General features: G+C 42.6%; 31 protein-coding genes and 4 pseudogenes. 8 read left to right on the top strand and 27 right to left on the bottom strand.

The annotated features are described in order from the left end of the window. Positions 1 to 2: 2 nt before the first annotated feature. Positions 3 to 317 carry a hypothetical protein gene (locus MMY81_RS18805; RefSeq protein WP_252314072.1) on the bottom strand — a complete coding sequence of 105 codons (315 nt, stop codon included), beginning with the start codon at positions 315 to 317 and terminating at the stop codon, positions 3 to 5. Positions 318 to 440: 123 nt separating this feature from the next. Between MMY81_RS18805 and MMY81_RS18800 the strand changes: the two genes are divergently transcribed. Then, positions 441 to 1,427: a metal-dependent hydrolase gene (locus tag MMY81_RS18800; protein ID WP_252314071.1), complete on the top strand. Its 987-nt coding sequence runs from the start codon at positions 441 to 443 to the stop codon at positions 1,425 to 1,427. A gap of 14 nt (positions 1,428 to 1,441) precedes the next feature. On the opposite strand, the gene MMY81_RS18795 is transcribed toward MMY81_RS18800, so the two are convergent. Genes MMY81_RS18795 through recX form a run of 3 tightly spaced genes read right to left on the bottom strand, consistent with a single transcriptional unit; the run spans position 1,442 to position 2,848 of the window. After that, entirely contained in the window at positions 1,442 to 1,711 is a 270-nt protein-coding gene (locus MMY81_RS18795) for a YfhJ family protein (RefSeq protein WP_120193614.1), read from the bottom strand. Next, entirely contained in the window at positions 1,704 to 2,027 is a 324-nt protein-coding gene (locus MMY81_RS18790; protein WP_252314070.1) for a YfhH family protein, read from the bottom strand. Before MMY81_RS18790 ends, MMY81_RS18795 begins: the two co-directional genes overlap by 8 nt. Positions 2,028 to 2,038: 11 nt before the next feature. Further along, a complete protein-coding gene (gene recX, locus MMY81_RS18785) occupies positions 2,039 to 2,848 on the bottom strand; it encodes a recombination regulator RecX (RefSeq protein WP_252314069.1) in 810 nt (269 codons plus the stop codon). A 107-nt stretch (positions 2,849 to 2,955) separates the two neighbouring features. On the opposite strand from recX, the pseudogene MMY81_RS18780 reads away from it, so the two are divergent. The 4 genes and pseudogenes from MMY81_RS18780 (at position 2,956) to MMY81_RS18765 (ending at position 6,597) form a co-directional block, all read left to right on the top strand. Continuing rightward, positions 2,956 to 3,862, top strand: a pseudogene (locus MMY81_RS18780) (TIGR01777 family oxidoreductase). 375 nt (positions 3,863 to 4,237) lie between these two features. Further along, entirely contained in the window at positions 4,238 to 4,753 is a 516-nt protein-coding gene (gene ectA, locus MMY81_RS18775; RefSeq protein ID WP_252314068.1) for a diaminobutyrate acetyltransferase, read from the top strand. Between the two features lie 115 nt (positions 4,754 to 4,868). Continuing rightward, complete coding sequence (gene ectB, locus MMY81_RS18770; protein WP_120193618.1) at positions 4,869 to 6,155, top strand: diaminobutyrate--2-oxoglutarate transaminase; 1,287 nt, start codon at positions 4,869 to 4,871, stop codon at positions 6,153 to 6,155. Positions 6,156 to 6,210: 55 nt separating this feature from the next. After that, a complete protein-coding gene (locus MMY81_RS18765; protein WP_120193619.1) occupies positions 6,211 to 6,597 on the top strand; it encodes an ectoine synthase in 387 nt (128 codons plus the stop codon). Between the two features lie 382 nt (positions 6,598 to 6,979). On the opposite strand, the gene ald is transcribed toward MMY81_RS18765, so the two are convergent. From ald to MMY81_RS18735, 6 genes and pseudogenes are all read right to left on the bottom strand, one after another. Next, positions 6,980 to 8,110 carry an alanine dehydrogenase gene (gene ald / locus MMY81_RS18760; RefSeq protein ID WP_252314067.1) on the bottom strand — a complete coding sequence of 377 codons (1,131 nt, stop codon included), beginning with the start codon at positions 8,108 to 8,110 and terminating at the stop codon, positions 6,980 to 6,982. 111 nt (positions 8,111 to 8,221) lie between these two features. Continuing rightward, on the bottom strand, positions 8,222 to 9,148 hold the full coding sequence (locus MMY81_RS18755) for a PucR family transcriptional regulator (RefSeq protein WP_252314066.1): 927 nt from the start codon (positions 9,146 to 9,148) through the stop codon (positions 8,222 to 8,224). A gap of 14 nt (positions 9,149 to 9,162) precedes the next feature. Then, the gene (locus MMY81_RS18750) at positions 9,163 to 9,444 is read right to left on the bottom strand and encodes a hypothetical protein (RefSeq protein WP_252314065.1); all 282 of its coding nucleotides are present in this window, start codon (positions 9,442 to 9,444) and stop codon (positions 9,163 to 9,165) included. Between the two features lie 12 nt (positions 9,445 to 9,456). Then, positions 9,457 to 10,176, bottom strand: a complete 720-nt coding sequence (locus MMY81_RS18745; RefSeq protein ID WP_252314064.1) for a hypothetical protein — start codon at positions 10,174 to 10,176, stop codon at positions 9,457 to 9,459. Positions 10,177 to 10,215: 39 nt separating this feature from the next. Further along, positions 10,216 to 11,618 (bottom strand): annotated as a pseudogene (rlmD, locus tag MMY81_RS18740) (23S rRNA (uracil(1939)-C(5))-methyltransferase RlmD). Between the two features lie 13 nt (positions 11,619 to 11,631). Further along, complete coding sequence (locus MMY81_RS18735) at positions 11,632 to 12,510, bottom strand: DNA-3-methyladenine glycosylase family protein (protein ID WP_252314063.1); 879 nt, start codon at positions 12,508 to 12,510, stop codon at positions 11,632 to 11,634. Positions 12,511 to 12,869: 359 nt separating this feature from the next. Between MMY81_RS18735 and MMY81_RS18730 the strand changes: the two are divergent. Both MMY81_RS18730 and MMY81_RS35510 read left to right on the top strand, forming a co-directional pair. Further along, a pseudogene (locus tag MMY81_RS18730) lies at positions 12,870 to 13,915 on the top strand (AbgT family transporter); the annotation flags it as partial. A 28-nt stretch (positions 13,916 to 13,943) separates the two neighbouring features. After that, complete coding sequence (locus tag MMY81_RS35510; RefSeq protein WP_374562324.1) at positions 13,944 to 14,369, top strand: AbgT family transporter; 426 nt, start codon at positions 13,944 to 13,946, stop codon at positions 14,367 to 14,369. A gap of 53 nt (positions 14,370 to 14,422) precedes the next feature. Here the strand turns inward: MMY81_RS35510 and MMY81_RS18725 are convergent, their stop codons facing one another. The 7 genes from MMY81_RS18725 to MMY81_RS18705 form a co-directional block, all read right to left on the bottom strand. Next, positions 14,423 to 15,040, bottom strand: coding sequence for a histidine phosphatase family protein (locus MMY81_RS18725; RefSeq protein WP_256497961.1), 618 nt, complete (start codon positions 15,038 to 15,040; stop codon positions 14,423 to 14,425). A 96-nt stretch (positions 15,041 to 15,136) separates the two neighbouring features. Then, complete coding sequence (locus MMY81_RS33430; RefSeq protein ID WP_256497960.1) at positions 15,137 to 15,265, bottom strand: hypothetical protein; 129 nt, start codon at positions 15,263 to 15,265, stop codon at positions 15,137 to 15,139. A 25-nt stretch (positions 15,266 to 15,290) separates the two neighbouring features. After that, positions 15,291 to 16,091, bottom strand: coding sequence for an MATE family efflux transporter (locus MMY81_RS35505; RefSeq protein WP_374562321.1), 801 nt, complete (start codon positions 16,089 to 16,091; stop codon positions 15,291 to 15,293). After that, positions 16,049 to 16,654 carry an MATE family efflux transporter gene (locus MMY81_RS35500; protein ID WP_374562319.1) on the bottom strand — a complete coding sequence of 202 codons (606 nt, stop codon included), beginning with the start codon at positions 16,652 to 16,654 and terminating at the stop codon, positions 16,049 to 16,051. Before MMY81_RS35500 ends, MMY81_RS35505 begins: the two co-directional genes overlap by 43 nt. A 32-nt stretch (positions 16,655 to 16,686) precedes the next feature. Further along, a complete protein-coding gene (locus MMY81_RS18715; protein ID WP_253076022.1) occupies positions 16,687 to 17,073 on the bottom strand; it encodes an OsmC family protein in 387 nt (128 codons plus the stop codon). 138 nt (positions 17,074 to 17,211) lie between these two features. Beyond that, a complete protein-coding gene (locus tag MMY81_RS18710; RefSeq protein WP_252314060.1) occupies positions 17,212 to 18,012 on the bottom strand; it encodes a VLRF1 family aeRF1-type release factor in 801 nt (266 codons plus the stop codon). A gap of 83 nt (positions 18,013 to 18,095) precedes the next feature. Next, positions 18,096 to 18,566, bottom strand: coding sequence for a hypothetical protein (locus MMY81_RS18705; RefSeq protein WP_252314059.1), 471 nt, complete (start codon positions 18,564 to 18,566; stop codon positions 18,096 to 18,098). Positions 18,567 to 19,054: 488 nt separating this feature from the next. Here MMY81_RS18705 and MMY81_RS18700 point away from each other — a divergent pair, with 488 nt between their 5' ends. Continuing rightward, positions 19,055 to 19,204, top strand: coding sequence for an FbpB family small basic protein (locus tag MMY81_RS18700; protein WP_252314058.1), 150 nt, complete (start codon positions 19,055 to 19,057; stop codon positions 19,202 to 19,204). 52 nt (positions 19,205 to 19,256) lie between these two features. Here MMY81_RS18700 and MMY81_RS18695 read toward each other — a convergent pair whose 3' ends face one another. The 10 genes and pseudogenes from MMY81_RS18695 to MMY81_RS18650 form a co-directional block, all read right to left on the bottom strand. Next, entirely contained in the window at positions 19,257 to 19,691 is a 435-nt protein-coding gene (locus MMY81_RS18695; protein ID WP_120193633.1) for a ferritin-like domain-containing protein, read from the bottom strand. Between the two features lie 121 nt (positions 19,692 to 19,812). Then, positions 19,813 to 20,244 carry a peptide-methionine (R)-S-oxide reductase MsrB gene (gene msrB / locus MMY81_RS18690; RefSeq protein ID WP_252314108.1) on the bottom strand — a complete coding sequence of 144 codons (432 nt, stop codon included), beginning with the start codon at positions 20,242 to 20,244 and terminating at the stop codon, positions 19,813 to 19,815. Continuing rightward, complete coding sequence (msrA, locus tag MMY81_RS18685; protein WP_120193635.1) at positions 20,241 to 20,774, bottom strand: peptide-methionine (S)-S-oxide reductase MsrA; 534 nt, start codon at positions 20,772 to 20,774, stop codon at positions 20,241 to 20,243. Before msrA ends, msrB begins: the two co-directional genes overlap by 4 nt. A 124-nt stretch (positions 20,775 to 20,898) precedes the next feature. Beyond that, positions 20,899 to 21,411: a type 1 glutamine amidotransferase domain-containing protein gene (locus tag MMY81_RS18680; RefSeq protein ID WP_252314057.1), complete on the bottom strand. Its 513-nt coding sequence runs from the start codon at positions 21,409 to 21,411 to the stop codon at positions 20,899 to 20,901. 84 nt (positions 21,412 to 21,495) lie between these two features. Further along, positions 21,496 to 22,494 carry an LLM class flavin-dependent oxidoreductase gene (locus MMY81_RS18675; RefSeq protein WP_252314107.1) on the bottom strand — a complete coding sequence of 333 codons (999 nt, stop codon included), beginning with the start codon at positions 22,492 to 22,494 and terminating at the stop codon, positions 21,496 to 21,498. 24 nt (positions 22,495 to 22,518) lie between these two features. Further along, positions 22,519 to 23,112 carry a ribonuclease H gene (gene rnhA / locus MMY81_RS18670; RefSeq protein ID WP_252314056.1) on the bottom strand — a complete coding sequence of 198 codons (594 nt, stop codon included), beginning with the start codon at positions 23,110 to 23,112 and terminating at the stop codon, positions 22,519 to 22,521. Positions 23,113 to 23,127: 15 nt separating this feature from the next. Further along, entirely contained in the window at positions 23,128 to 23,511 is a 384-nt protein-coding gene (locus MMY81_RS18665; RefSeq protein ID WP_252314055.1) for a hypothetical protein, read from the bottom strand. A 139-nt stretch (positions 23,512 to 23,650) separates the two neighbouring features. Further along, complete coding sequence (locus MMY81_RS18660; protein ID WP_252314054.1) at positions 23,651 to 23,794, bottom strand: hypothetical protein; 144 nt, start codon at positions 23,792 to 23,794, stop codon at positions 23,651 to 23,653. Positions 23,795 to 23,975: 181 nt separating this feature from the next. Continuing rightward, positions 23,976 to 24,767 (bottom strand): SidA/IucD/PvdA family monooxygenase, encoded by a 792-nt coding sequence (locus MMY81_RS18655; protein ID WP_252314053.1) that lies wholly within the window; start codon positions 24,765 to 24,767, stop codon positions 23,976 to 23,978. Then, positions 24,745 to 25,094 (bottom strand): annotated as a pseudogene (locus MMY81_RS18650) (SidA/IucD/PvdA family monooxygenase). The gene MMY81_RS18655 and the pseudogene MMY81_RS18650 overlap by 23 nt, the downstream one beginning before the upstream one ends. Positions 25,095 to 25,178 lie beyond the last annotated feature (84 nt).

The following is a 25,178-nucleotide window of genomic DNA, read 5'->3' as shown; positions in this document are numbered from 1 at the left end:
CGTTACTTTTTATTAAGCCGGGAAAATGCCCAGCAGTTCATTCCCGCTGTCCCTTTTTCAAGTAAAGGCAGAAGCCCGCCAAATGCTGCATCAGCTGGATCCCTCCGCCTTTCTTTTATGTATTCATACTCCTTCATGGAAGAAACTTCTACCATTTCCACATAAAGCCCCTTCTGATCAGCGGCTTCATACCATTCAACAGATCCGGTCTCCAAAGCCTCCATTTCTTCTATCACTTTTTTCATTTCAGTCAGGTAGGTTTCGGTGCTTTCTTCCTTTACTTTGTACTCCATGAAAATTACGATAGGTTTCTGCATAAACCCCTGTCCTTTCTGCATGCTGAGGCATGTTATCTATAAAAGATCATGTTATAATTCTAAATAGACTTTTTTATATTACAATGAACGTTCTAGAAGGAACCGTTCCTGAAGGAGGTACCCTTGGATACTGCAACGCACGTTGTTATGGGTGTGGGGATCGGCGGGCTCGCTACCATGGATCCTGTAATTGCTGAAAATCCAGCTGCTCTTCAAACCGTAATGGCAGCCGTCATTATAGGGTCGCAGGCTCCTGATTTCGACACCATACTTAAGCTGAAAAATAACGCGGTTTATATTAGATACCACCGCGGGCCTACTCATTCTATTCCGGCCGTTTTAACCTGGCCGCTTCTTATATCCGGATTCTTTTACATGTTCAATCCGGAGATTTCCTTTTTGCATTTATGGCTGTGGACGTTTTTAGCAGTATTTCTGCATGTGTTTGTGGATATTTTTAATGCCTACGGCACACAGGCACTCTCCCCTTTTAACAAAAAGTGGATAGGGCTTGGCGTTATCAACATATTCGATCCATTTATTTTCTTTGCCCATATTTTCGGATTTATCGCCTGGAGCTACGGCCTGGACCCTGGATGGACCTTTCTAACCGTTTACGTCATTTTAATTATTTATTACATTTGGCGCTTTAAAGTACGAAATGATGTGCTGAAAAAAGCTGCCTATTTTCATCCGGACGCTACACACTTTTTCATCTCCCCTACCTATAATTGGAAAAATTTCCATTTGGTTGTGCGGACAAAAGAAAAACTGCACGTGACTGAATCAAAAAATAAAGTCGTCCGTTACCTGGAAAGCTATCCATTTGAGCCGATTCCTTCTGACCCTGTCATTGATGCGGCGCTTCACGACCGCAACTTGTCTTCCTTCTTATCTTTTTCACCAACCTATAGATGGCTGGTCAGAGAACTTGATAATGGGTGGGAAGTAAAATTTATTGATCTGAGGTACCGGAGTAAAGGGTTCTATCCTTTTGTAGCCGTAGTACGGATGAACAAAGATTTAACACCTTATACGTCTTACACCGGCTGGATTTTCTCTACAGAAACACTTGAAAAAAAATTAAAGCAGGGAGAGCGGCTGCACTAGCACGCCGCTCTTTTTTAATGTTTTGGCTCGTCGGGTTCATTCATCATTCCGGAAAACTTCTCGTTTGTCGGATTATAGTTATGAAGATGAGGGCCGTATTGGCTGATCCACTGCAGCACGATTTTTTCCGTCATTTCTTTTCCCTGGTATTCTCTGCCGGACTTCGCACGCGTTGCTTCAAAATCTTCCCACAAATACTCCACCCACATTTTTGCTTTTGCAGTCGATAACTTATCGTTTCTGCTTAACAGCACATTTGTCAGTCTCATGATGTGATCATCCATTTTGTTCCACCTCGCTTCCAAGAAGAGACAAAGGAAGCGCCTCTAATTCCTCACTGCCTTTACGGAAGCCCCACGCAAACACCCCGTTAAAGTAATCGATATAAAACGTCGTGTCCTCATTCTTTACTTCATAAACACTTCCTTTGGAAAATGTCTCCGGATTCACCATATACGCTTCTGCCAGTGTTTTTTTGCGTTCGTACACGGCAAGTTCACTGACCATCCCCATCTGCTCTGCTTTTTTTGCTTTTTCATTCAACTCGGCTATCGCCGTTCTAATTTCATGCTCTGTCATTTGGCTGTATCGTTTTTCCACTATTCATTCTCCTATTCCCCGGACACTTTTTCGTCCAGAAACCGCTGAATAAGCTGCATGTTAAAGCCTTTTCTATACAGCTGTTCTTTTACTTTCTGCTGCAGGGTTCGTTCTTCTGCTTTCTTTTCCCACTTACGCAGAATCTTATCTCCATGTGCTTCGAGTCTTTCCCACTCTTCCTCTTCATTGGGAACGATAGCTGCTTCTTCCCAGGCTATAGTGAAAATCTCCGTATCATAGCCTTTTTGGCGGAGAGCATCCATCATCTTCTTTTTAAAAATAGTATGAGCATCCTTTTGGCGGTCTGCTTTTTTTTGAATAATTTTTACGCCTTTATCAATCTGCCTTTCTTTCGTAAATTGCAGCAGTGCCTTTTCAGCAAGATCCGGGCCGATTCCTTTTTGTCGCAGATCACCGGTAATAATTTTCGGCCCTTTATCCGTTGTGTTTATTTTAGTGCGTACGAATGCTTCCGCAAAAGCGGCATCATCCAGAAACTTGTAGTCCAGTGCGCGATTTACTGCTTCTTCCACCGCAGCCGGTGCATATTCTTTTTCAAGCAGATACTGCTCCACCTGCCATTTGGTCCGCATGGAAAACGACAGATAATGAAGAACCGCGTTCCAGGCCCTGCGCTTTTGATCAAACGCTTCGATCGCTTCAAGCTCTGTATCACTGAGCTCCAGTCCTTTTTTCAGACCAAATTCGACAATAGCCGATTCATCCACGCTGAAGGCATATTTATCTTTTCCCTGTTCTTCCGAAAAGATATTGTACCGCTGGCTGTTTTTCTGCTGGGTAGTAATTTTTGCAACTTTCATTTTCCACCTCCACTGCCTGTATAGTGATTAATCTATTTCATTAAAGGGTAACTGTTGTGTAATATCCTTTTCATTTACTATAAACGAACAAGAAATGAGGGTTCCACATGAATATTGCGATAAGCGGCGGAACCGGATTAGTCGGATCTGCTTTGATCGGCTACTTCACCGCCCAGGGACACCATGTATATATCTTAACAAGAAATACTGAAAACAAACAAAATAAAGAGCGTATTACTTTCGTAGAATGGCTCGGCTCCTCGAGTGCTCCTGAAAAAGAGCTGCCTGACCTTGATGCTGTCATTAACCTGGCAGGTGCTTCCATTCAAAAACGCTGGACGGATGATCACAAAAAGGCTATTCTTCAAAGCAGGCTGTCCGCTACCGAAGAAATCGAACGTATCATCGGCGCGGTATCTTCCAAGCCTGAAGTACTCATAAACGCTTCTGCTGTTGGCTATTACGGTATATCTGAAGAAGCTGTATTTACAGAATCAAGCCAGCCGGCCGAACGGAACTTTCTGCAGGAAGTCTCCGAGCAGTGGGAAGAAAAAGCACGCAGCGTCGAAAAAACACGGAGTTCGTCTGGTGCTGGCAAGATTCGGACTCATTCTAGACGGGGAAGAAGGAGCATTTCCCATGATGATGCTTCCTTATAAACTATTTGCAGGCGGACCGATTGGCAACGGCCGGCAGTGGTATTCCTGGATACATCTGCGAGATGTAGTGGAAATGACGGCGTTTGCTCTTGAAACAAAGAAAGTCACAGGGCCTATGAACGTGACTGCGCCAGAGCCTATGCGCATGGATGAATTCGGCCGGACTCTCGGAACCGTTATGAAAAGACCCCATTGGCTCCCGGTACCGGGCACCGCTCTTCAGAAAACGCTTGGTGAAATGAGCGTGCTTATCGTAAACGGACAGAAAGCCCTTCCGGAAAAAGCTTTGGAAGCCGGCTATACCTTCTCCTACTCCAAATTAAAACCAGCTCTCGAAGATCTCGTTAATAAATAAGATAAGAAAGCTTCTCTTTTAAGAGAGGCTTTTTAATTTATCCATTTCTCCGTATATTCCTCTGTAAGGCATACTATACTGAAGGAATCTATAAGCGCAGTACGTCCTATACTCTTCTATCCCTTATAAGCCGGATTAATACCGTTTAATCGCATCCATTGGCGTTTGATCTTTGCAGAAAACATCCGTATGATGAAAATATACTAATAGAGACGGTTAATATCGCATTGTGGCTTGGCCCCGCCAAGTCATATTTTGTGAGATTTCCTGCTGAACACCTCCAAAAATAACCATTTAAAACGAGGTTTATGTTTGAAATAATCAAGGTATAGGAATACAAGGCAACTACTAACTTTAATAAGGGTGGTATACGAGATGGAAGCTAAAATGACGGAGACGGCTAATGTGATTGATTCATTAACTTTTGATAAACCCATGGTCGAAGACGGAGCAGACATGTGGGAATTAGTTAAAAACTCTACACTTGATCTAAACTCTTCTTATAAATACATTATGATGTGCGAGTTTTTCGCTGAAACCTGCGTGGTGGCAAAAGAAAATGATGAATTAGTTGGGTTTGTAACTGCTTTTATCCCGCCTGAAAAGCAAGATACAGTTTTTGTATGGCAGGTTGGCGTTGATCCTTCCCAAAGAGGAAAGGGTCTTGCTGTCAGACTTCTTGATGCTGTGCTTGAAAGAGAAGCATGTAAAGACGTGAAATACATGGAAGCTACAGTAACTCCTTCCAATGAAGCATCTAAAGGATTGTTCAAAAAAGTAGCCAGAACACACGAAACTGAGTGTGAGGTTTTTGAAACATTCGCTGAAGATTTATTTCCGGATGATGAACATGAAGCTGAGCTTACATTTAAAGTAGGACCGCTTAAATAATAGGTTTTTCCTTCTGTCATTCCTTGAATGCAGAAGGCAGCATATATAGATGTTTCAGAATAATAAGTTAATACTAATCTAATTGATACCCTTTTAAGGAGGAGTAATAAAAAGCATGAATACAAATGACTTGAGCAGTTTTAATAATTATGAATCTGAAGTAAGAAGCTATGTTAGAGGATTTCCTACTGTGTTTCACAAAGCAAAAGGCTACAAGCTCTGGGATATGGATGGAAAAGAGTATGTAGACTTTTTCTCCGGTGCAGGTGCTTTAAATTATGGCCATAATGACGAAAAAATGAAACAGAAGGTTATTGAATATATTCAGGAAGACGGCGTTATTCATTCGCTGGATATGGCTTCAAAAGCAAAGGCTGAATTTCTGGAAGCTTTTCACGATATTATTCTTAAACCACGCAGCCTGGATTATAAAATAATGTTTCCCGGACCAACCGGCACAAACACAGTGGAAGCGGCACTGAAGCTTGCACGCAAAGTTACCGGCAGAACAAATGTGGTCAGCTTTACTAACGGTTTCCACGGTATGACAATCGGTGCCCTTTCCGTAACAGGTAATGCATTTAAGCGTAAAGGTGCAGGAATTCCGTTAAATCATACTGTATCTATGCCTTATGATAAATACCTTGGTGCAAATGACCTTGGTCTTGAATATTTTGAGCGTTTCCTCGAAGACGGCGGAAGCGGGCTTGATAAGCCTGCAGCAGTTATTCTGGAAACTGTCCAGGGTGAAGGCGGCCTTAATGCTGCACGCATGGAATGGATTAAAGAAGTAGACCGCATTTGTAAAGCACATGATATCCTTCTTATTATTGATGACGTTCAGGCAGGAGTTGGAAGAACCGGTACGTTCTTCAGCTTTGAGCCTGCCGGTATTAAGCCGGATATTATCTGCCTTTCCAAATCTATTGGAGGAAACGGTTCTCCGCTTGCTCTTACTCTTATTAAGCCGGAATACGATAAGTTTGCTCCAGGTGAGCATAACGGAACATTCCGCGGAAATAACCTGGCATTTGTAGCTGCTACGCAGTCGTTCCAATACTGGAAAGACGATGCGCTGGAGAAAAATGTTCAGACAAAAGCAGAGCGTATTCATGCTTTTCTGGAAAAAATGATAAGCGAATATCCTGAATTAAAAGGCTCCCATAGAGGACGCGGCTTTATGCAGGGCGTATTCTGTAACGTAGAAGGACTGGCTGATAAAATTACGGACAAGTGCTTTGAACATGGCTTGATTATGGAAACAGCCGGACCAAACGATGAAGTATTTAAACTCTTCCCGCCTATTACTATTGACGACGAAGGGCTTGAAACAGGATTAAAGCTGCTTGAACAATCTATTAAAGATACGGTATCTTCAGAGAAAGATGCTGTTACCTCTTAATAAACAGCCTGCAGCTTCATCATAACTAATACCAATATTAATGGAGGCACTAAACATGAAAGTAGTAAAACTAGAAGACGTTCTTGGAACAGATCAAGAAGTAGATGATGGCAACTGGGTCAGCCGCAGACTCATTTTTAAAAATGATAACATGGGCTATTCCATCAACGACACGATTATTCGTGCCGGCACTGAGACACACATCTGGTACCAGAATCACCTCGAATCTGTATACTGCATCGAAGGCGAAGGCGAAGTAGAAACTATCGCTGACGGTAAAGTTCACCCTATCAAAGCAGATACGCTATATGTTCTAGATAAAAACGATGAACATCTGCTTCGTGCAACTTCTGATATGAGAATGGTATGCGTGTTTAATCCTCCGCTTACCGGACGTGAAGTACACGATGAAAATGGTGTATACCCTGTAGATAACAGCTAATTTAATGCAAAAAGAGACTTCCTCTATGGAAGTCTCTTTTTTAGAGTGTTGAGAAAGACAAAAAATAGGTATTTTTATACAAAACCCTTACAGGAGTGCTTTCCGCAGGCCATGCCTCAGCTAAAGAGGAAAAGAACGCCTCTTTAGCTTCTTCTATGGCTGTTCTGCTGGAGTCACTCCTGTTTGTTTTTCTTCTGTTCATATAAGAATTTAAAAATATGCGAGATCATATCATGTATGGATATACAAGGTGGAATAGTTTATCGGCAATCTACAAAAAAGACTTCCACGGCGGAAGTCTTTTTTTGCTTATAAGAGCTCATTATTATCTACCCGTACATCATACATTTTTGCAGCTTCTATTCTTTTATTAACTGTTTGTTTATGAATGGGTCTGCAGATTTAAAGCTTCGTAAGGGTCGGCATATTCGTAGCCTAGATCTTTCGCGACCGCTTCATAGGTCACATAACCATTAGCTGTATTAACACCTTTTTTCAAGGCATCGTTTTCTTTGACGGCCTCAGCAATTCCTTTAGAAGCAATTTGAAGTGCGTAAGGCATTGTCACGTTGGTAAGTGCCTGGGTGGACGTTCTCGGGACAGCGCCCGGCATATTCGCTACTGCGTAATGAACCACGCCATGCTTAATATACGTTGGATTGTCATGGGTTGTGATTTTGTCGGCTGTTTCAATAATACCGCCTTGATCAACCGCTACGTCCACAACAACGGAGCCTTCACTCATCGATTGAATCATTGCTTCCGTTACGAGTTTAGGTGCTTTTGCGCCGGGAATAAGCACTGCGCCAATTACTAAGTCAGAGTTTTTTACTGCTTCCATGATGTTTAATGGATTGGACATTAGTGTCTGAATTTCCCTGCCATACAAATCATCAATTTCACGCAGCCTCACCGGACTCAAATCGATAATCGTAACATCAGCTCCTAGTCCTACAGCTACCCTGGCTGCATTCAATCCGACAATCCCGCCGCCGATCACGGTAACTTTTGCACGCTGCACCCCTGGAACACCGGAAAGTAGAATGCCTTTCCCGCCTTTTGTTTTTTCAAGAAACTGGGCTCCAATTTGAGTGGCCATTCTACCTGCTACTTCACTCATTGGCGTTAAAAGAGGAAGCGTCCTGTTCGTTTCCACCGTTTCATAGGCAACTGCCGTCACTTCATGCTTTACCAGTGCTTCTGCAAGCTCCGGTTCTGCGGCAAGATGAAGATACGTAAAAAGCAGAAGACCTTTCCGGAAATACTGGTATTCTTCCTGCAGCGGTTCTTTTACCTTCATTACCATTTCTGCCTTGTTCCATGCTTCTGCTGCCGAATGAACGATTTCCGCCCCTGCTTCCCGGTAATCAACATCTGTAAATCCACTGCCTTCTCCGGCAGATACTTCAATTAATACGCTGTGGCCACTTTTCGTTAGACTCATAACTCCTGCCGGCGTAATGGCTACTCTGTTTTCATTGTTCTTAATTTCTCTAGGTACACCGATAATCATAAAAATGACCCCCTAAGATATATTTGTACAACCAGTATATCTATTCATTTATGAAAAATCTTCGTGTACTTTTGAAAAGAAAAAGCCGCTTGTTTGTGAAAAAACACAAACTTAGCTGCTTATGTACTCCCGCAAAGTAAATTCCATTAATAAGGACAGTTGTTCATGAGGGTTTTTCGTATTCATTTCAGTAATTTCTTCAATTCGCTTTATCCGATAGGCCATTGTATTAGCATGAATATGCATATGTTCTGCAGCCTTATTCACACTCACAGACTGAAGAAAAACATATAATGTGTTTAAAAGATCTGTATTATTTTTATTGTCATACATGATTAATTTGTTAATTACCGGATGAGGCATATCATGAGCTGCTTCATTCTCTGCCGCTGCTTCCAGGTATTTCAAATAGCCAAGCTGTTCAAACGTGTATAAATGCTGCCGGGTCCACGTCAGACGCCTCTGCATTCTTATAACCATCTGGGCTTCTTCATAGCTTTTTTTTATATGGGTAAGGGAAACCTCTCTGCCGCTTCCTATAAACTGCCGGGAGGAAAAACGTTCTTTAAGCAGCTGCAGCAGTTCTTCCATAAAATGTTTCTCAGTATACCGGGAGGCATCGGCGGATGGTTCAACCAGCATAATCACCTGATCGGCTGTTCTCGTTTGCAGCCACAGCTTTATTTTTTGAGATCCACGGGCTAAATACATAATGGACCGAAACATAATATCATCAATCGCTTCTTCTGATTCGAGTACGACGATTAATGATCGTCCCGGGGCTTTACCATGCCAGTGTTCAAATTGTTTCGTAATAACGGGAAGTTCTTTAATATCCTCCGTTAACAGTCTCCAGAAAAATTCTTCTTTACTTTTTTCCTGCAGCTTGTTCTGCATGTGCCGCTGCTGCAGTTCTTTTGCTGCTTTATCAGCCGCACTCTTGAGCAGGTCTTCCTGAACCGTTGAAAACGGGCTGTTTCCTTCGATAACCCAGATATATCCCATGATTTCCTGTTTTCGTCTGATGGCTATTGCCATTCTGTTGCCCAGCCCTATGTCCTTGATCCGGGGAATAACGACCGGATCCTCCCGTTTGTGAAGCGCCGGATCACTCCATCTTTCCAGAGCCTGCTTATAACATTCTCCGGCACACGTCTGCTCATAATGGTGGAAACTCTTGCTTCGTCTGAATAATCACTGTGCGTGCTGTAGGCCAGCAGCCTGTGGCCGGCATCTTCAATCGTCACAGGGCCGCCTAATATTCCGCTTATATAGTCCGCAAATTCTTCAAGAGACTGAAATTTTTTTTGAAATAAAGAAGTGTTGTCTTTCATCCTGGTCCTCCTTTACGTCTGGATAGGATGAAAATGAGAACCGCACAGCTGGTAAATTTCATCTTCTTTGTGCTTGTCATAGCTTATAAGGATAGCTGATGAAGGCCCGCAGGATACGTATAAATTAACAGTGGAAAATGGAATATCTTCCGGAACCGTTCCTTCTCTTTCAATGAGTCTCTGCCAGTCATAGGCGATACCTTTGGAGCCGCCCGGTACGATATCCCACACATGGTCGTGTTCAACCAGTACTTTAAACATGTGGAGAGGAACCATGTGATCGCTCAGTTCTAGTACGTCGTCTCCAGAAAGCGGCTCTCCAATAACAGCAAAGCCAAGGTGATCGATCGATGGCCTTTCGCGCCCAGCCATCCGGCTGTTGCCTTCTCCTATTACAGTAATGCCGAGAGAAGATTCCTGAAGCTCTATATTGGATTCCGTACTACCCGTTACAACTATATCCGGGTATCCGAGGGCTGTTGATGTTCTTGCTACTTCTTTTTCAATAGTACCCCAGGTGTTTTCATAACACCCGTTTGCTATCGTTACGGCAAAAGGAGAGCCTCCCCCGCTGAGCATTTCCATAAAAACCACTCGCATAGTCATGGATGCCAGCATGTCATAGGAACATTTAACTTTATCGCCTTCTTTTTCCCCAATTCCGGCGGCAAAGTCTGAACTGATCGCTATCTTCTGGCCTGCCGGGGTATCTGCATATTGAAAATTTCTCATGATAAGCCCTCCTTGTATATCTCTATTATACTCTTTCTTTTACTCATTTGAAGAGGAATAAAAAGTCGTTACTGCTTCTACCTGCGCTGTCTGCGGGAACATATCCACGGGCTGTACTTCCCCTATAGAAAAACCTTTTTCAAGAAGTACGCCGGCGTCTTTTGCCAGCGTCGACGGATTGCAGGAAATATACACTAATTTTTTAGGTTTTATTTGAGCAATCGTATCGAGAAAAACATCATCACAGCCTGTTCGCGGCGGATCCACAAACACTACATCCGGCTGCCAGCCTTCCTGCTTCCATTCAGGCAGAAGTTTTTCAGCTGCCCCCTCATAAAATGTTAAATGGCTGAAGCCGTATGCGGCTGCATTTTCAGAGGCATTGTTGATGCTCGCTTTTTCAATATCCATTCCCCGGCCTTCTTTGGCCTGGTCAGCCATCCATATTCCAATTGTTCCGCTTCCGCAGTAGGCATCTACAATCCGTTCTTCACCGGTCAGTCCGGCTGCCTTTTTTGCTTCATTGTAAAGAACTATAGTCTGGGAAGGATTCAACTGAAAAAAAGCCTGCGGGGAAAGCGAATAAGAATAGCTTTCCAGCGTTTCGGTAATGATCTTACTTCCCATAGATGTTCTGTTTTCTCCCCGAAAACTGTAGAGGTTCTGGAAGGCTGAACATTCAGGAAGATCGATACTACTTCAGGAATATCCTGTTTGATTCGGGAAATAACTTTTTTCTTATTTGGCAGGTCATCGCTTGAAGAAATAAATGTGAGCTGCGCCGTGTTTTCCGCTGTAGAAATGCGGACCGCGATAGTACGAAGTCCATTTTTCTTTCGTTTGGCATCATATATAGGCAGATCAAGCTCTTTAATGACCGCTGCCGTTTTTTGGTTGATTCTTTCCACCAGCGGATGCTCCACCATACACCCCGTGCCGGTCAGATCAACCAGGCGGTGACTGTCAAGCGAGTACAGGCCGGCCGCTGTTTTTCCTTCTTTTTTTTGAAGCTGCCATTGGCTTTTATTCCGATAATGCCATGGGTCTTTCATTCCCTTTACTTCCTTGACCGTAACCTTATATTTCTTCGTATAGCGTTCAAATGCCTGGGCTACGATATCGCGTTTGTTTTCCAGCTGGCCTTTGTAGGAAATATGCTGAATCTGGCAGCCGCCGCATTGATCATAAACCGGACATGGCGGCGATACCCGCTCTGGGGAAGCTTTCCTGATTTTTTTCACTACTGCTTCCGTATAGTTTGGCTTCACCATGCTGATAGACGCTACTATTTCTTCTCCGGGGAGAGCTCCTGCGACAAATACGGCCTTTCGTTTAAAAAAGCCAATACCTTCTCCATTGATACCTAATTTTTTTATAGTCAACGGGATTTCCTCATGCTTTTTCAAAAGTACATCTTTGGGTGTTCGATTATATTGTTTCATACGTTTCACTCCATTAAGTTACTGATTCGGTGCTCAGCCATAAATATAAAGCTGCATAGCTTTCATAGGGGGCCCATCTCAATGCTTTTTTTCTGATCTCTTCTTCTGTAGGCTTGCTCTCCAATTCCAACAGCTTTTTAAGCCCGTTTTGTATCCCAACGTCTTTAGCAGGCATTAAGTTAAGCCGGCCCAATCCAAATAAAAGAAAACATTCTGCAGTCCAGGGACCAATACCCCGCACTGCGGTAAGGGTTTTGAACACTTCTTCAGACGTTTCTGTTTCCATACGTTCCAGATTTAACGATTCTTCAGCAATCTGTCTCGAGGTATCTATTACATATTCTGCTTTACGTCTGCTGAATTGCAGCTTCATCAGATCTGCTGTAGAGAGAGAAGCTGTTTTTTCAGGAGAGGGGTAAAACCATGCCCCATCTGATCTTTCTCCATAATGCTCAACAAACCTTGTGGACAACGTGTAAGCAAATGCCATATTAAGCTGCTGATGAATAATTGTTTTCATTAAACAACCGTAAAGCTCAGGCTCTCTTACGAGCGGAACCCCTTTATAGGTTTCAAATAAAGGAGCAAGTTCTGTGCCTTCAAAATGGCGGGCCACACTTTCTAATGCTGTGTTAAGCGCAAAAGCCTTATATACCGCTTCCACTGCATTATCCTTTGCTTTCGCTGCTCCACTGATCGTTATCCTATTTTCATTCTTCACTGTTTGAAAAGATATATCGAGTACTTCCTGTCTTCCTTCTTCTTTATAAGGGAAAAGAATCCTATTATTATGCAGATCTACAAAATGAACAGGATCAGCTCCTGTTCTCTGCAGCATTCTTTTGTAATTGTAAACAGGTTCAATTGCTGCTTCATATACCCATTGGTTCATTATAAATCCTCCAAAAATCCATCGTTCTATATTATAACATTTATACTGGTCTGCTAAGTTATTTGAACAAAGCATTTTAACTTAATATCTTTAATACTTTATACTAGTAAAGTAATTTGATAATTCTTTTTTTTCTAACTTTTTAACCTTGTTTTTAATAAAACGCTTACTATGCTGGTATTAAACGATATTATTTTCTGAAATTATTATCTTTGTAAGAAAATTAGTCATAATTTTTAAGATTAAATGTTTCAATTATAATAAATAGCCGCTATAATGTACGTTGTGTGTTATGAAGCATGCACTAATTCTGAATATTTCTATATATTCAATAATTAATTATTAGGAGGATACTACATATGGCAGACTCTGCTAAAAAACGCGGGCTGCTGCAGCGTTTTCTCGATATTGTTGAAAAATCAGGAAACAAGCTGCCGCATCCTATTACTCTTTTCGCCATTTTGGCTGTAATTGTCGTTTTTCTTTCAGCTATTCTATCAGCTACTGGAATTTCTGTTGAAGATCCGGCCGCCCCGGGAGAAACGATTGGTATTACAAGTCTTTTATCCAGTTCGGGTATAGTTTATTTATTTGAAAGCATGGTTGATAACTTTATTAACTTTGCTCCCTTAGGCGTAGTGCTTGCTACCATGATTGGTATCGGTATTGCCGAGAGAACCGGATTAATCAGCGTGCTTCTTCGTTCCTTTGTTTTCTCCGTCCCAACAAGACTGCTGACTGCAGCTTTAGTATTCGCCGGGATCATGTCGAGTGTAGCATCTGACGCAGGCTATGTGGTGCTTCCGCCGCTGGGAGCTATGCTGTTTGCTGCATTGGGACGTCATCCATTGGCGGGCCTTGCAGCCGCCTTTGCCGGTGTATCGGCAGGTTTCAGTGCCAACCTGCTTTTATCTGCTACAGACCCAATGCTTGGGGAGTTAACCATGCAGGCAGCGGCAACGATTGACCCTGCTTATGCAGATACGATGAACAATGCAATGAATTATTACTTCATCATCGTTTCTACTTTTTTCCTGACTATCGTTGGTACGATTGTCAGTGAGAAGATTGTTGAACCCCGCCTTGGGGAATACAAGGGAGATTACCGCGAAACAATTGGCAAAGCAACATCTGAAGAGAAAAAAGGCATGATCTGGGCCGGTGTTTCTTTTCTTATAACAGCTGTTCTGCTCGCTTTTCTCGTGGTGCCGCAGAACTCGCCGCTTCACGGTGAACCCGGCGATTTCGTTGCCACTTCTCCATTCATGAGTTCCCTTGTTGTAGCGATTTAATTCTTTTCTTTATTCCCGGAGTAGTTTATGGAATTGTTACCAAATCTATCCGCAACGATAAAGACGTAGCCAATCAACTCTCTGAGACGATGGCTTCCATGGGGATGTTTTATTGTTCTCGCATTACTGCCGGACAATTTGTTGCCTATTTTAATGAAAACCAACATGGGACTGGTCTTAAGTGTATATGGCGCCGAATTTCTGCAAAGCATCAATCTGCAGGGAATTCCGCTTTTAATTATGTTTATATTAATTACCGGTTTTATTAACTTATTTATTGGAAGTGCGTCTGCGAAATGGGCTATTATGGCTCCCGTATTTGTTCCGATCATGATGCAGCTCGGCTATTCTCCCGAATTAACCCAGATGGCCTATCGTGTTGCTGACATCAACAAATATTATTACTCCGCTTATGACGTATTTTGCATTATTATCGCATTTGCTCAAAAGTATGATAAGAAAATGGGAATCGGTTCGCTTATCTCTGTTATGCTGCCGTACTCACTCGTTTTCCTTGTCACCTTGGTCCATCCTCTCATCGTATGGATGCTGCTCGTCTTGACTTAGGACCCGGCTCGCCTATAAATTACGACGGTTAATTATTTATCTATCAGACATATTCATATTAAAAAGGAGCAGTCCATCGCGGACTGCTCCTTTTTTCTATAGTAAATGGGACGATTATTTAAATAAGCAACCTGCAGCTTATTTCCTCGGCGCACAAGCTTTGTAATACCGGTATTATCCATATGAAATGGTCTTTCCACCCGGTGCCAGTCTTTTCCAAGAATAAGATACATAAGGAAAATCGTTAGAAATCCTCCATGCGATACAATGGCCGCTTTTTCAAACTCTGCCGCCAGCAGCATCGTTCTTAGCTTTTTCACATCGATTCGTAATGTCTTCCCACCGTTCCGCCCCGTCAAGCCCGCTGCAAAGCAGGTTTTTTCTTTCACTTCCGGAAAATTCTTCATATATTTTTCTTTTGTTTTGCCTTCCATAGGACCCAGATTTATCTCCCTGAACAGCTCTTTCGTCTGCACGGAAAGACGTTGTTCTGTACCGATTGCTTTCGCTGTTTCATGTGCTCTTGTCAGGTCACTGCTGAAAATTTCATCCAGCGTATGGCGGCCGGACCAGAAGTCTCCAAGCTTTGCTGCCTGGCTTCTGCCTTTATCCGTCAGGTCAAAATTCATACAACCCTGCAGGTTTTTAGTCGGTTGCCCTCTGATTCCCATGGCGGACGAGAAAAAACTTCCATTACGATTCCCCCTGCTCTTTCCAATCCGGCTTGAACTGCTGAATTTTTAATCATAAGATTATCGAGCATTTTTTCAAGGCGCTCTAAATCTTCTATCCCCGCCTGATCCGAAGGCAGACCCGGCAACCATCTGCTGTATTAAACCAAACTGCTTTTGTAAATAATCAAGATGCTGTTCTTTCGTGTGAATAGGAGTGCTCATATTATAGTAGTTCCTTTCTGTTTTATCATTTAGCAGATGCTTCTTTTTCTTCTTTAAAAATATCGATTTTATTCCATTTTCCGAATTTGTAGTAGCCCGCAGCGAACAAGCTGCTTATTAAAAAGCTCAATCCAATTCCCATGCCAATGCCGATTTCTCCATACATGGAAGAAAAAAGCCAGGCCAGCGGAAAGCGGAGAAGCCAAAACGAAATAATATTAAGCGCCAGCACCTGCATAACGGCACCGGATGCACGGACAATTCCATTTAGTACAAAATTTATGCCCAGGAAGGGATAACAAAACGCAACGATCCGCAGGTATTGTGCCCCGAATTCAATCGTTCCCGGATCACTTACAAACAGCCCCATCAAAAATTCAGCCATAATAAACACAATGGTGCTGATGACAAGAGATACTGAAAAAATGAGAATAAGTCCGCTTTTGGCAATTTCTTTTATTCTGTCCCATCTATCTGCCCCAATGTTCTGGCCGGCAATGCTTGTAATAGCGGAACCCAGCGTAAGCGAAGGAAGCATAATAACGCTGTCCAGCCGCTGAGCGGCCCCGAATCCGGAAACAGCTGTCTCACCGAAGGAATTGACTACGGTCATTACGGCAAGCACACCGCCTGAAATGGCAACCATAGAAAAACCGGAAGGCAGTCCTATTGTTACAATGCGTCTGCATTCCTCTATCGCAGGAATGTAGGGAATCGAGAACGGTACTCCTTTTTTTACAATGGAGTAAATGATTCCAAATAAAAACGCAATTCCCTGCGAAATCACTGTCGCATAAGCAGCACCGCTGATGCCCAAGTCGAACACATGAATAAAAAAGGATCCAGGACAATGTTCAATGCTACCGCCAGCATAATAAAACGAAGAGGTGTTTTGCTGTCCCCTAAGGATCGAAGCACGGTACCAATGAAGTTGTACCCAAACAAAAATAAAATACCGATAAAGTTGATTCGCAGATACGTCGAAGCCATCGGCATGATTGATTCCGGCGTCCCCATCAGCTGAAGAATATAAGGGGACATAAAAAAGCCTACAACGCCCAGCCCTACGGCCAATATACCAAGAACCGTAACGAATGCGTTTAAGGACCTTTTCAGCCCTTCATTATCGCCTGCTCCTATACGCTGCGACAGAATAGTCAGCGTAGCGCTGTTTATACCTATAATAAAAGATAAAATTGTAAAAATGACGGTACTGGAAAGCGTTACTGCTCCTAGAGCCTGCGCTCCAAGAAGGTTACCAACCCAAAGACTGTCTACAATTTGGTAAGAGCTCTGCAGCACGTTGCCCAAAAAAATAGGCCAGGAAAAGAGAATCATCTTTCTCATTATGCTGCCTTCTGTAAAATCCATACGGGTACTTGCTGCCATTTGTTTCTCCTCTTCTTGCTGTCCAGCCTATTTTATTTCCATTCATACGTTTCTTCTACTTGTATGCTGTCTTTGACAGACTGCACCATTGAGCAGTATTTCCGTGTTAACTCCATGTTTTTCAGCATTTTTTTATCGTTTTTATCATGAGAGTCAATAACAAAATGAATGGATACTTTTGTAATTTCATCTGCTTCTGTTCCGCTTCGCTCTACGTTTGTCCGTATTGCTATGTCCTGTACATCCATGCGCTGCTTCTGCATTATTTTTTTCAGCACGCCGCCGCTGCATACAGCAAGCGATGCGGTCATAAGCTGATACGGACGAAATCCATGCTCTTCATCACTTGAAATATGAAGTGTCCCATAGTTTGTTTCGGTTATAAATCCGTGTTCTGTCATTGAAAAATCCACATACATGCACCCTTTCCATCAAACGTCTCTTCTGCATTTTAATCTAGTGTCGACGCTTCGTCCACTCTCCAAGCTTTCACTTTACAAAGATAGTACTCGAAAACAGCAAAAAAAATCTGCTGATAAGTTATCAGCAGATTTTTCTTAGCGGACAATTTCGCCGTATACTTCATTTACAATTTCATGAGCAGGTTTGGATATTAAGTTTTTCGGAATGGTATCCATAATCTCTGCACCTAAATGCTGTTCCAAATCTCTCACATACTCTTTGCTTCCGACAAGGTATACACCTTCGAGACCGCGTTTCTTAACTTCTTTGTCCAGCGTTGGCGCCAGCTTTTTGTACCATCTCTGCTGATTCTCTTCAAAACGCTGCTGCAGCTCGTCCACATGCGTTGATCCTGAAGCTGTTTTAGCACGTGCTGCTGTTCCCTGGTACTGCTTCCAGTCTTCAGATTCAAGCTCCCAGCTGAATTTCCGCTGATCCCGGATTTCTCCTAATGCGGTGTCTAAAAGAATAACATCTCTTTGCTGCACCAGCAGAATTCCGGCAGCTGGATAATCTTTCTGCAGAAAATCCAGCTGGTCTACAACCGGATGCTTTTCCCATTGAAAATCCGTTTCGATAGGTACCTGCAGGATTTTTTCCAGCAGGATACTGCCTTTTGAATCTACAATGAGTACGAGACCCTTCTGCATGTCAGCCTGCAGATCATGTATACGCTGATCGGCTTTTTCAGCTGTACTTTTATATGTTTTAAGCTGTTCTTTTGATTCACTTGCCTCAGCATATTCCTTCAGCTTTTTTAATCCGTTTTTCAGCCGGATTTTCCATTCGCCGCCCTGCTGGCTTCCTTCTGTAAAATCGGTGTTCAAATAAATGGAAAGTATTCCATTTTCGTCCTGTACATTGGATAGTTTTTTTATATTTTCTACTTCACTCATGATGAATCCCCCTTGGAAAAGTCTTCTTAAAAATTGTTTTTCCTAAATCGGGTCGTAGTAAACATAAAATTTTATCATTTAACCTAGATGGATTCTTTACCTCTTGGAAGCGGGTGTACATTATCTGCATCTGCTGAAGTTTCCCCGTTTGAATCAGAGGCTTCTGGCATGGAAGGAACTTCTTCAGACAGCTTGGAAACTGTTTCTTCTTTGATTTCCTTCATTTCCTGGGCTGTTTTCTTCGTAGTATCTTTAATATTCATTGTTGTCTCTTTTAGATTGCCTGCTGTTTCAGAAATTTTCTGTACGTCTTTGTTTGCTGCTTCCAGAAGCTCTGAAATCTGGTTTGATGCTTTCTTTAAAGTGTCGATGATTTCTTCTCTGTTCTGTGAAATATATTGAGTTGCCCCATTCACTTTTGATGCAGTTGTTTTAGTGCCGCTCGTCACTTTTTCTCTTGATGTCTTATTGCCAAGCACTACTGCTAAAAGAGCTGCAATCCCGATTCCTAAACCTATTCCTAATCCTTTTCTGCTTTTATTCTGTTCTGTCATTGATACATCCACCTTTCAGGCATTTTATTTGATATAACATTAACATACCACTTTTCCCTGCTGTTTACTCCTCTTTGTAAAGAAAAAATCTCCCATAGCGGTTTTTACTGTATTAAAAAAGAGAGCTGAACGTATCAGCCCTCTTTTTACTATTAATCAGCCATTGTAGACTTCTGTCATAAATACATCTGTTTCCAGCATTTCAAATCCTTCTTCTTCTAAAGAAAACTGAAATTCTGCTTCTTCTCTCTCTCCCGTCATCTCCCGCACTCCTTTAATAAAATATTCTGAAAATACTTAGTGAGCGTTTGCTCACTCTCTCTGTAAAGTGATTTGATACAAAGTTTAGCAGGAAAAAATAAGTTTGTAAAGCGAATAGTCTATTTTTTAGATAATACAAAGTTTTCAAAAAATAGTAACAATTTAAGCATCTTTTTCAACTAAAACGCTATTATAATGAAAATAGAGAAGAGAAAAGGAGAGAATAAATGAGAAAACCAAACAGATCAACTTTAGAAGAGCTGATAAATAAAAATCGTGAAGCCCTGCTGAACGATCCTGAAGCTATGAAAGCAATAGAAGACCGAATAGATGATAAGACATCACAGAGTACCCAGTCTTCTGCTTCTGCTTTATAAGTGAAAAGACAAAAAAGACCAAAGCCGATTGGCTTTGGTCTTTTCATTTTTTTTAATGCATGCGTGGATCGGCTAGTAGTCTTTCGATTTCTTCCATATGACCCGTTTCGTCAGAAATTAAGTCTTCGAGTTTGAGCTGCAGTTCAATCAAACCAAGCTCCTCTGCCTGCTTTGCCCGCACTTTATAACGGTCAATGGTGTCTTTTTCAGACTGCTTTGCGTTCTCAAGCATTTCTTTTACATTACTTGTCTGCTGTACTTTGGCAGGAACCGTAGTAGGTGTGCCGCCAAGTATGCTGATTTTTTCTGCAAGATAGATCGCGTGGCCCTGCTCGTCGGCTACTTCGCCTTCAAAAAAAGGCTTTAGTACCTGACGGTATAATCCGGATACAACAGCTGCATTATTGCTGTACATAATCATAGCTGCGTATTCATTTGCGAGATCTGTGTTTAGTCCTTCTACTAGTTCTTGTGTTTTTGAATCCATAGAAACGTCCTCCTTGATTGCATTTAATATCATAACATGTGCCCGCAGACCTACTGCCTGCTCCATAGGCATTTAACTCGTACACTATATATAATTCCCTGTTCTGCTCTGCTTAAACCTCTTATTTAAACAGTTCTGCGTATTCGTTGTATCCTTCGTCTTCTAGCTTGTCTTTCGGAATAAAGCGCAGGGAAGCTGAATTAATGCAATACCGGAGACCCGTCGGCTTAGGACCGTCGTTAAATACATGTCCCAGATGAGAATCTGAATTTTTCGCCCTTACTTCTGTACGTCTCATTCCAAAGGTTGTATCAAAATGCTCTGCTACTTCCTCTTCTTTTAAAGGAGCCGTAAAGCTCGGCCAGCCGCAGCTTGATTCAAATTTTTCTTTTGATGAAAATAACGGCCGGCCCGAAATAACATCAACGTACAGCCCATCTTCCATTAGATTCCAGTATTCATTTTCAAAAGGACGCTCCGTTCCGTTATTCTGAGTTACTTCAAATTGGATCGGCGTCAGCTTCTTTTTTAATTCTTCTTTGTTTGCCATTATGCATTCCCCCAGTGAGTTTCTATAAATCCGGCTCTTCCGGATCCTCTTTTGTACATATTATAGTGATAACTGTTTTTTTTGTGATATTCCTGATGTCCTTCTTCAGCTCTGTAAAACGTTTTTGCAGGACGCACAGGTGTAACGATTCTTCCTTTAAAAGGCCCTTCATTCTGCATTTTCTCTTTCGATGCTTCGGCCTGTTCCTGCTGGCTCTCATTGTGGTAAAAAATAGCTGTTCCGTAAGATTCGCCGCGGTCATTAAACTGTCCGCCTGCATCTGTTGGATCGATTTGGCGCCAGAAAATTTCCAGCAGTTTGTCATACGTTACTTTATCCGGATCAAACTCTATCTGCACTGCTTCCACATGCCCGGTCGTATCTGAGCACACTTCCTGATAGGTTGGGTTTTCCGTATGTCCCCCGGTGTAGCCTGAGATGATCGTATGCACTCCCTCTTCCTGTTCAAAGGGACCTACCATACACCAAAAGCAGCCGCCGGCAAACGTAGCTAATTCTGTCTTTTCACTCATCCAAATCAACTCCTCGCTTTTTATTATATCACTGTAGTTTGCGGCCTTCTTCTTATCTGCTCAGACAAATTATCTTTTACATTAATTAAAAAAGGCAGATCCGGCTGGATCTGCCTCTTGCTTATTATTGAAGCTGCTTTAACGATTCTCTATTAAATGCAGGAAGGTCATCTGGTGTTCTGCTCGTTACCAGATTGTGGCAGACAACAACTTCTTTATCATGCACTTTAGCTTTGGCATATTCCATATCCACCTGAATGGATGTAAATCCGGTTGCATTTCTTCCTTCCAGAGCTTTTGCAGTAATTAAAAGCTGCGGTCCGTGGCAGATAGCAAATACCGGTTTATCTTCATCCATAAAGGATTTAGCGAAGGAAACAAATTTTTCGTCTCCGCGGAGAAGATCCGGGGAAAATCCACCAGGAATAAACAGTGCGTCAAAGTCAGAAGGTTTCACATCATCGATAGATGCATCTACCGTTACTTTTGCTTCTCCCTGCTTTCCTTCGATAGTTTTTCCTTTTTCCGATTCAATTACGGTTAATTCATGGCCTTCTTTTTCGAAAGCTTGTTTCGGATCTGTATATTCAACATCTTCAAACATGTCTGTCATTACTACGGCAATTTTTTTAGCCAATGTGATTCACTCCTTCAATCAAATTTCGTCTACAATGATAGGTTTACCCGCTGTGCGGATACATCTAAACATAATATGAAAAATTTATGAAAATGCGTCCGCAATCAGGCGCAGGGAATTAATCTTCCGGGAAGAGGCTGGAGCAAGGGACACAAGCATTATTTCTTCTGCAAGGTATCTGTTTCCAATATCCATCAGCACAGAAACAGTTTCTTCAGGAGTCCCTACTGCCATTCTCGCACGGTTGTAATCTATACGCTTTTGTTCATACGATTCGTATGTAACCGAGGCAATAGATTCAAAAGAAGGTATGCCGCTTAACGGTTTTCCCTGTTCACCTGATAAAAGCACGTGATCCATCACGCGTCCCATTTCTTCGGCTTCTTCTGCGGTTGGTGCCGCAGCGGCAAAAACAGCCGTAATCACTTTCGGTTTTTTCAAAAAAGCAGAGGGCTTGAAATGCTCACGGTACAGCCTGGTGGCTTCTTCCCCGTCTTCTGCATTAATAAAATGCGCATAGCAGTATGGCATGCCGTACTCTGCCGCAAGAGAGGCACTGGACGCGCTGGAGCCCAGCATCCAGATCTCCGGCGGCGACTCTGTCTGAGGCGTAACGCGAAGGTCTTTAAAGAAATGATCTTCCGGCAGTGAATGATGAAGGTAGCCTATTAAATCTTTCACCTGTTCTGGATAACGATGCGTATCCCGTTTTCTTCTATCATGAAGTGCCATGGTTGCAAGCGGCATTCCGCCCGGAGCCCGGCCGATGCCCAGATCTATGCGTCCTGGATAGAGATTTTCCAAAACGCTGAAATTCTCTGCTGTTTTGAAAGCACTGTAGTGGGATAGCATAATTCCGCCGGAGCCCACTTTTATATTTCTGGTACGTGCAGCAATGTGCGGAATGAGGACTTCCGGGCTTGCTCCCGCTAAGTTGGGGGCTGCGTGATGCTCGGATACCCAGAATCTGGAGAGACCCAGCCGATCCGCTTCTTCTGCCAGCGCGACTGTGTCCTGAAGTGCTTCTGCATGTGTTTTTCCTTCTATCACCGGGGACTGATCAAGTACGCCTAGTTTCATTATTTTAGACCAGCCTTTCTTGTATATTTATTTTCTTCCGTAATCCGCTTTGATTTCGCCCCATTGCTTTGTTTCCCATTTCAACAGGGCATTGCTCCAGCTGTTTTCCTTCAGCCATGTTTCTGCGAAGTCTACAGCCTTCCATATCGGTTCAGATTCCTTGTCACGTGCAAGGGTCGACTTTATTTGTTTATCTTTCACCCACTTTAAGGCGGTCATCGAATCTGAATAAACAGGAATAGAGCTGTTTTTTTCTTTTAAATACTGAAGGGCATGAACAATCGCCAGAAACTCCCCCATGTTGTTTGTCCCCTTAGGAAATCCGGCATGCTCAAATACTATTTCACCTGTTTTTGTATACACGCCTTTATATTCGACCGGACCCGGGTTCCCCCTTGAGCCGACATCAACAGACAAACTTTCTTCAATATAACTGCCCGGTTCTGTTTGTAACACTTCTTTCTTTTCACCTGCAAAAGCCTGTTCTGCTTCTGTTTTCGTAGGAAAAGATTTGAAACGGGCACCGGGATAACCCTTTACCTGCTTCTGGCACTCCGGCCATGTGCTATAAATGCCCGGTTTTCTGCCTTTCCATACAACGTAGAATTTCGTTTTCGCCACTATACTCCCTCTTTCCTATCGAAACAAACCGCTTCTTCTTTTTAAATAAATAATATTATCCGTCTGGCTGCTGACCGGATATATCCAGGATCGAAACAGCCGGGAAGCTGCTGTATACAGCAGCAGAATTACAGGAAGCGGATACACATAAGCATACATTGTCATTGTTACCCAGCCGGTTTCCGTGATTTTTTCCAGAACAAGCCCGTAGAAAACAATGCTGGTCGTCCCCCACATCATTATAGTGAACGCGATGTTTACAAAATGAAAAACCGAATACTCTTTTCGGTTATTTACCTCTTTTTCCAGCAGCCACTTCATAATCAGGCTGACTACTATGGTTATAGAAGCAATCGTGACAGGCAGCAGTATTAAAAAAGCAAGAGTCAGCAAAAGCATAATCTCTCCTCTTTTCTTTTAAGCTGAGGCTTCCCGGACGGTTATTATAGTAGTGATATTTTATCATGGCAGCTCTCTGCTTCAAAGATAACCGCATTACACAAAAAAAGAACTCTCCATGTCAGGAGAGTTCTTCGTATTACATGTCGCCTTCTTCCATGTCTTCTCCGGCTGGGTCTTCTTCCATTTCGGGTTCTTCTTCCGTGTCTGTTTCTCCACAGCTGAAAGCATACTGACAGTCAACACAACCAGAAAGAGCTGCGTAAAGCATTTTTCTGCTCACTTACGTACCTCCTTTAAGAAATAGTTTAATTACCTATTTCCTGAAAAGGCTTACTTAAAACAGATTTTTTCTTTTTTTCACTCTGGGAAAAACTGCTGGAATACTGTGTCTTTCTGTATGGGAAAGCGTTCATAGCCGCAGACTGCGTTTATAATAGCCTGGTTTCGGAGAACAGACAGCGTCAGATTGGTAGCTGCCGTTCCGTGCGAGTGGTCAATATTAACGAGCGTAAATAAAGAATGCTCTCTATTGTCCTTGAACTTAATCCGGTAATGATCATCCACTTCAAAGGTGTGTCATCTTCCCAGGAAAGCTCCTCTTTCATGTTTTCCAGCCAATCCGGAAGACTTGGCTTGTATCCTGTCCCCAGCACTAATTTATCTGTGGGATGATAAAAGGTTTTTTCTTTCTGCCACTGGAAGCATTCCACTATATAAGAATATTCCTCGGCTTCGGTGATACCTTTCATTTCCGTCATCGCCTGAAGCGTAACTTTTGGATCCTCCCGTTCTATCGACCGGTGATAAAGCAGATCATAGATTTTATAGAGAATGTCCTGCTCTATTCCTTTTCTTGCCTGGTCAAGGTTGGGAAGTCCTTTCATTCTTGTATCAAAATCAAGCGAACGGAAATAGTCGACATAATCAGGCGAGAAAATTTCACGAGCTACTTTGGCATTCTCTGCCTGGAAAAACTGTGGAGACCTTGTAAACCAGGAAAGACGGTAGTCGAAATACTTCTGATCCTGAAGCAGATCATAAAACACCTCTGCTGCGCTCTGGCCGGATCCGATAATAGTAACGGCTTTAGCATCACGAAGCGCTTCTTTATTAAAGCTGTAGTTTTCTGTGTGATAAATGTCCTCCTGATTGGTGCCTTCCAATCCAGGGGGAACGATCGGAGTATTTCCAACTCCGAGTACTACATGTTTTGCATAGTAAATATCTGTTCTATCTCCACCAACCTGCTTCACTTTTTACTTTGTAGCAGCCTTTTTCTTTTATTTCTTCTACATTACTTACCTCATACCCGAACCGGCAGGAAGCAAGCTGTCCTGACACCCATTTGCCGTAGGAGTCATACTCCCGGCGGGGCACCTGCATTTTCTCATTAAATAAAATTGAAACATACGATTATGCTTGTGAAAATAATTAAGCATACTGTAGGGACTTGTAGGATCAGCAAACGTAACAAGGTCAGCCAGGAAGGAAGAATTAAGCACTGTGCCTTCAATCAGCATGCCGGGATGCCACTCAAATTGGCTTTTCTGCTCAAAGAATATTTCCTCTACTTCCTCCACCTGGTCGAGCAGTGCGGCCAGCCCTAAGTTTAAAAGGACCGATACCTATGCCGATAACATCATAAATCTTTTCATTATTCATCT

This window comes from Sinobaca sp. H24, assembly GCF_023845525.1.
This window is presented reverse-complemented; position numbering and strand designations above follow the sequence as displayed.

What these genes read in the sequence shown, in the direction of transcription:
- MMY81_RS18805 (WP_252314072.1), bottom strand. Translation starts at nt 317, where the DNA reads ATGCAGAAACCTATCGTAATTTTCATGGAGTACAAAGTAAAGGAAGAA.
- MMY81_RS18795 (WP_120193614.1), bottom strand. Translation starts at nt 1,711, where the DNA reads ATGGATGATCACATCATGAGACTGACAAATGTGCTGTTAAGCAGAAAC.
- recX (WP_252314069.1), bottom strand. Translation starts at nt 2,848, where the DNA reads ATGAAAGTTGCAAAAATTACTACCCAGCAGAAAAACAGCCAGCGGTAC.
- ectA (WP_252314068.1), top strand. Translation starts at nt 4,238, where the DNA reads ATGGAAGCTAAAATGACGGAGACGGCTAATGTGATTGATTCATTAACT.
- ectB (WP_120193618.1), top strand. Translation starts at nt 4,869, where the DNA reads ATGAATACAAATGACTTGAGCAGTTTTAATAATTATGAATCTGAAGTA.
- MMY81_RS18765 (WP_120193619.1), top strand. Translation starts at nt 6,211, where the DNA reads ATGAAAGTAGTAAAACTAGAAGACGTTCTTGGAACAGATCAAGAAGTA.
- ald (WP_252314067.1), bottom strand. Translation starts at nt 8,110, where the DNA reads ATGATTATCGGTGTACCTAGAGAAATTAAGAACAATGAAAACAGAGTA.
- MMY81_RS18755 (WP_252314066.1), bottom strand. Translation starts at nt 9,148, where the DNA reads ATGGCAATAGCCATCAGACGAAAACAGGAAATCATGGGATATATCTGG.
- MMY81_RS18750 (WP_252314065.1), bottom strand. Translation starts at nt 9,444, where the DNA reads ATGAAAGACAACACTTCTTTATTTCAAAAAAAATTTCAGTCTCTTGAA.
- MMY81_RS18745 (WP_252314064.1), bottom strand. Translation starts at nt 10,176, where the DNA reads ATGAGAAATTTTCAATATGCAGATACCCCGGCAGGCCAGAAGATAGCG.
- MMY81_RS18735 (WP_252314063.1), bottom strand. Translation starts at nt 12,510, where the DNA reads ATGAACCAATGGGTATATGAAGCAGCAATTGAACCTGTTTACAATTAC.
- MMY81_RS18725 (WP_256497961.1), bottom strand. Translation starts at nt 15,040, where the DNA reads ATGGGAATCAGAGGGCAACCGACTAAAAACCTGCAGGGTTGTATGAAT.
- MMY81_RS33430 (WP_256497960.1), bottom strand. Translation starts at nt 15,265, where the DNA reads ATGAGCACTCCTATTCACACGAAAGAACAGCATCTTGATTATTTACAA.
- MMY81_RS35500 (WP_374562319.1), bottom strand. Translation starts at nt 16,654, where the DNA reads ATGGCAGCAAGTACCCGTATGGATTTTACAGAAGGCAGCATAATGAGA.
- MMY81_RS18715 (WP_253076022.1), bottom strand. Translation starts at nt 17,073, where the DNA reads ATGTATGTGGATTTTTCAATGACAGAACACGGATTTATAACCGAAACA.
- MMY81_RS18710 (WP_252314060.1), bottom strand. Translation starts at nt 18,012, where the DNA reads ATGAGTGAAGTAGAAAATATAAAAAAACTATCCAATGTACAGGACGAA.
- MMY81_RS18705 (WP_252314059.1), bottom strand. Translation starts at nt 18,566, where the DNA reads ATGACAGAACAGAATAAAAGCAGAAAAGGATTAGGAATAGGTTTAGGA.
- MMY81_RS18700 (WP_252314058.1), top strand. Translation starts at nt 19,055, where the DNA reads ATGAGAAAACCAAACAGATCAACTTTAGAAGAGCTGATAAATAAAAAT.
- MMY81_RS18695 (WP_120193633.1), bottom strand. Translation starts at nt 19,691, where the DNA reads ATGGATTCAAAAACACAAGAACTAGTAGAAGGACTAAACACAGATCTC.
- msrA (WP_120193635.1), bottom strand. Translation starts at nt 20,774, where the DNA reads ATGAGTGAAAAGACAGAATTAGCTACGTTTGCCGGCGGCTGCTTTTGG.
- MMY81_RS18665 (WP_252314055.1), bottom strand. Translation starts at nt 23,511, where the DNA reads ATGCTTTTGCTGACTCTTGCTTTTTTAATACTGCTGCCTGTCACGATT.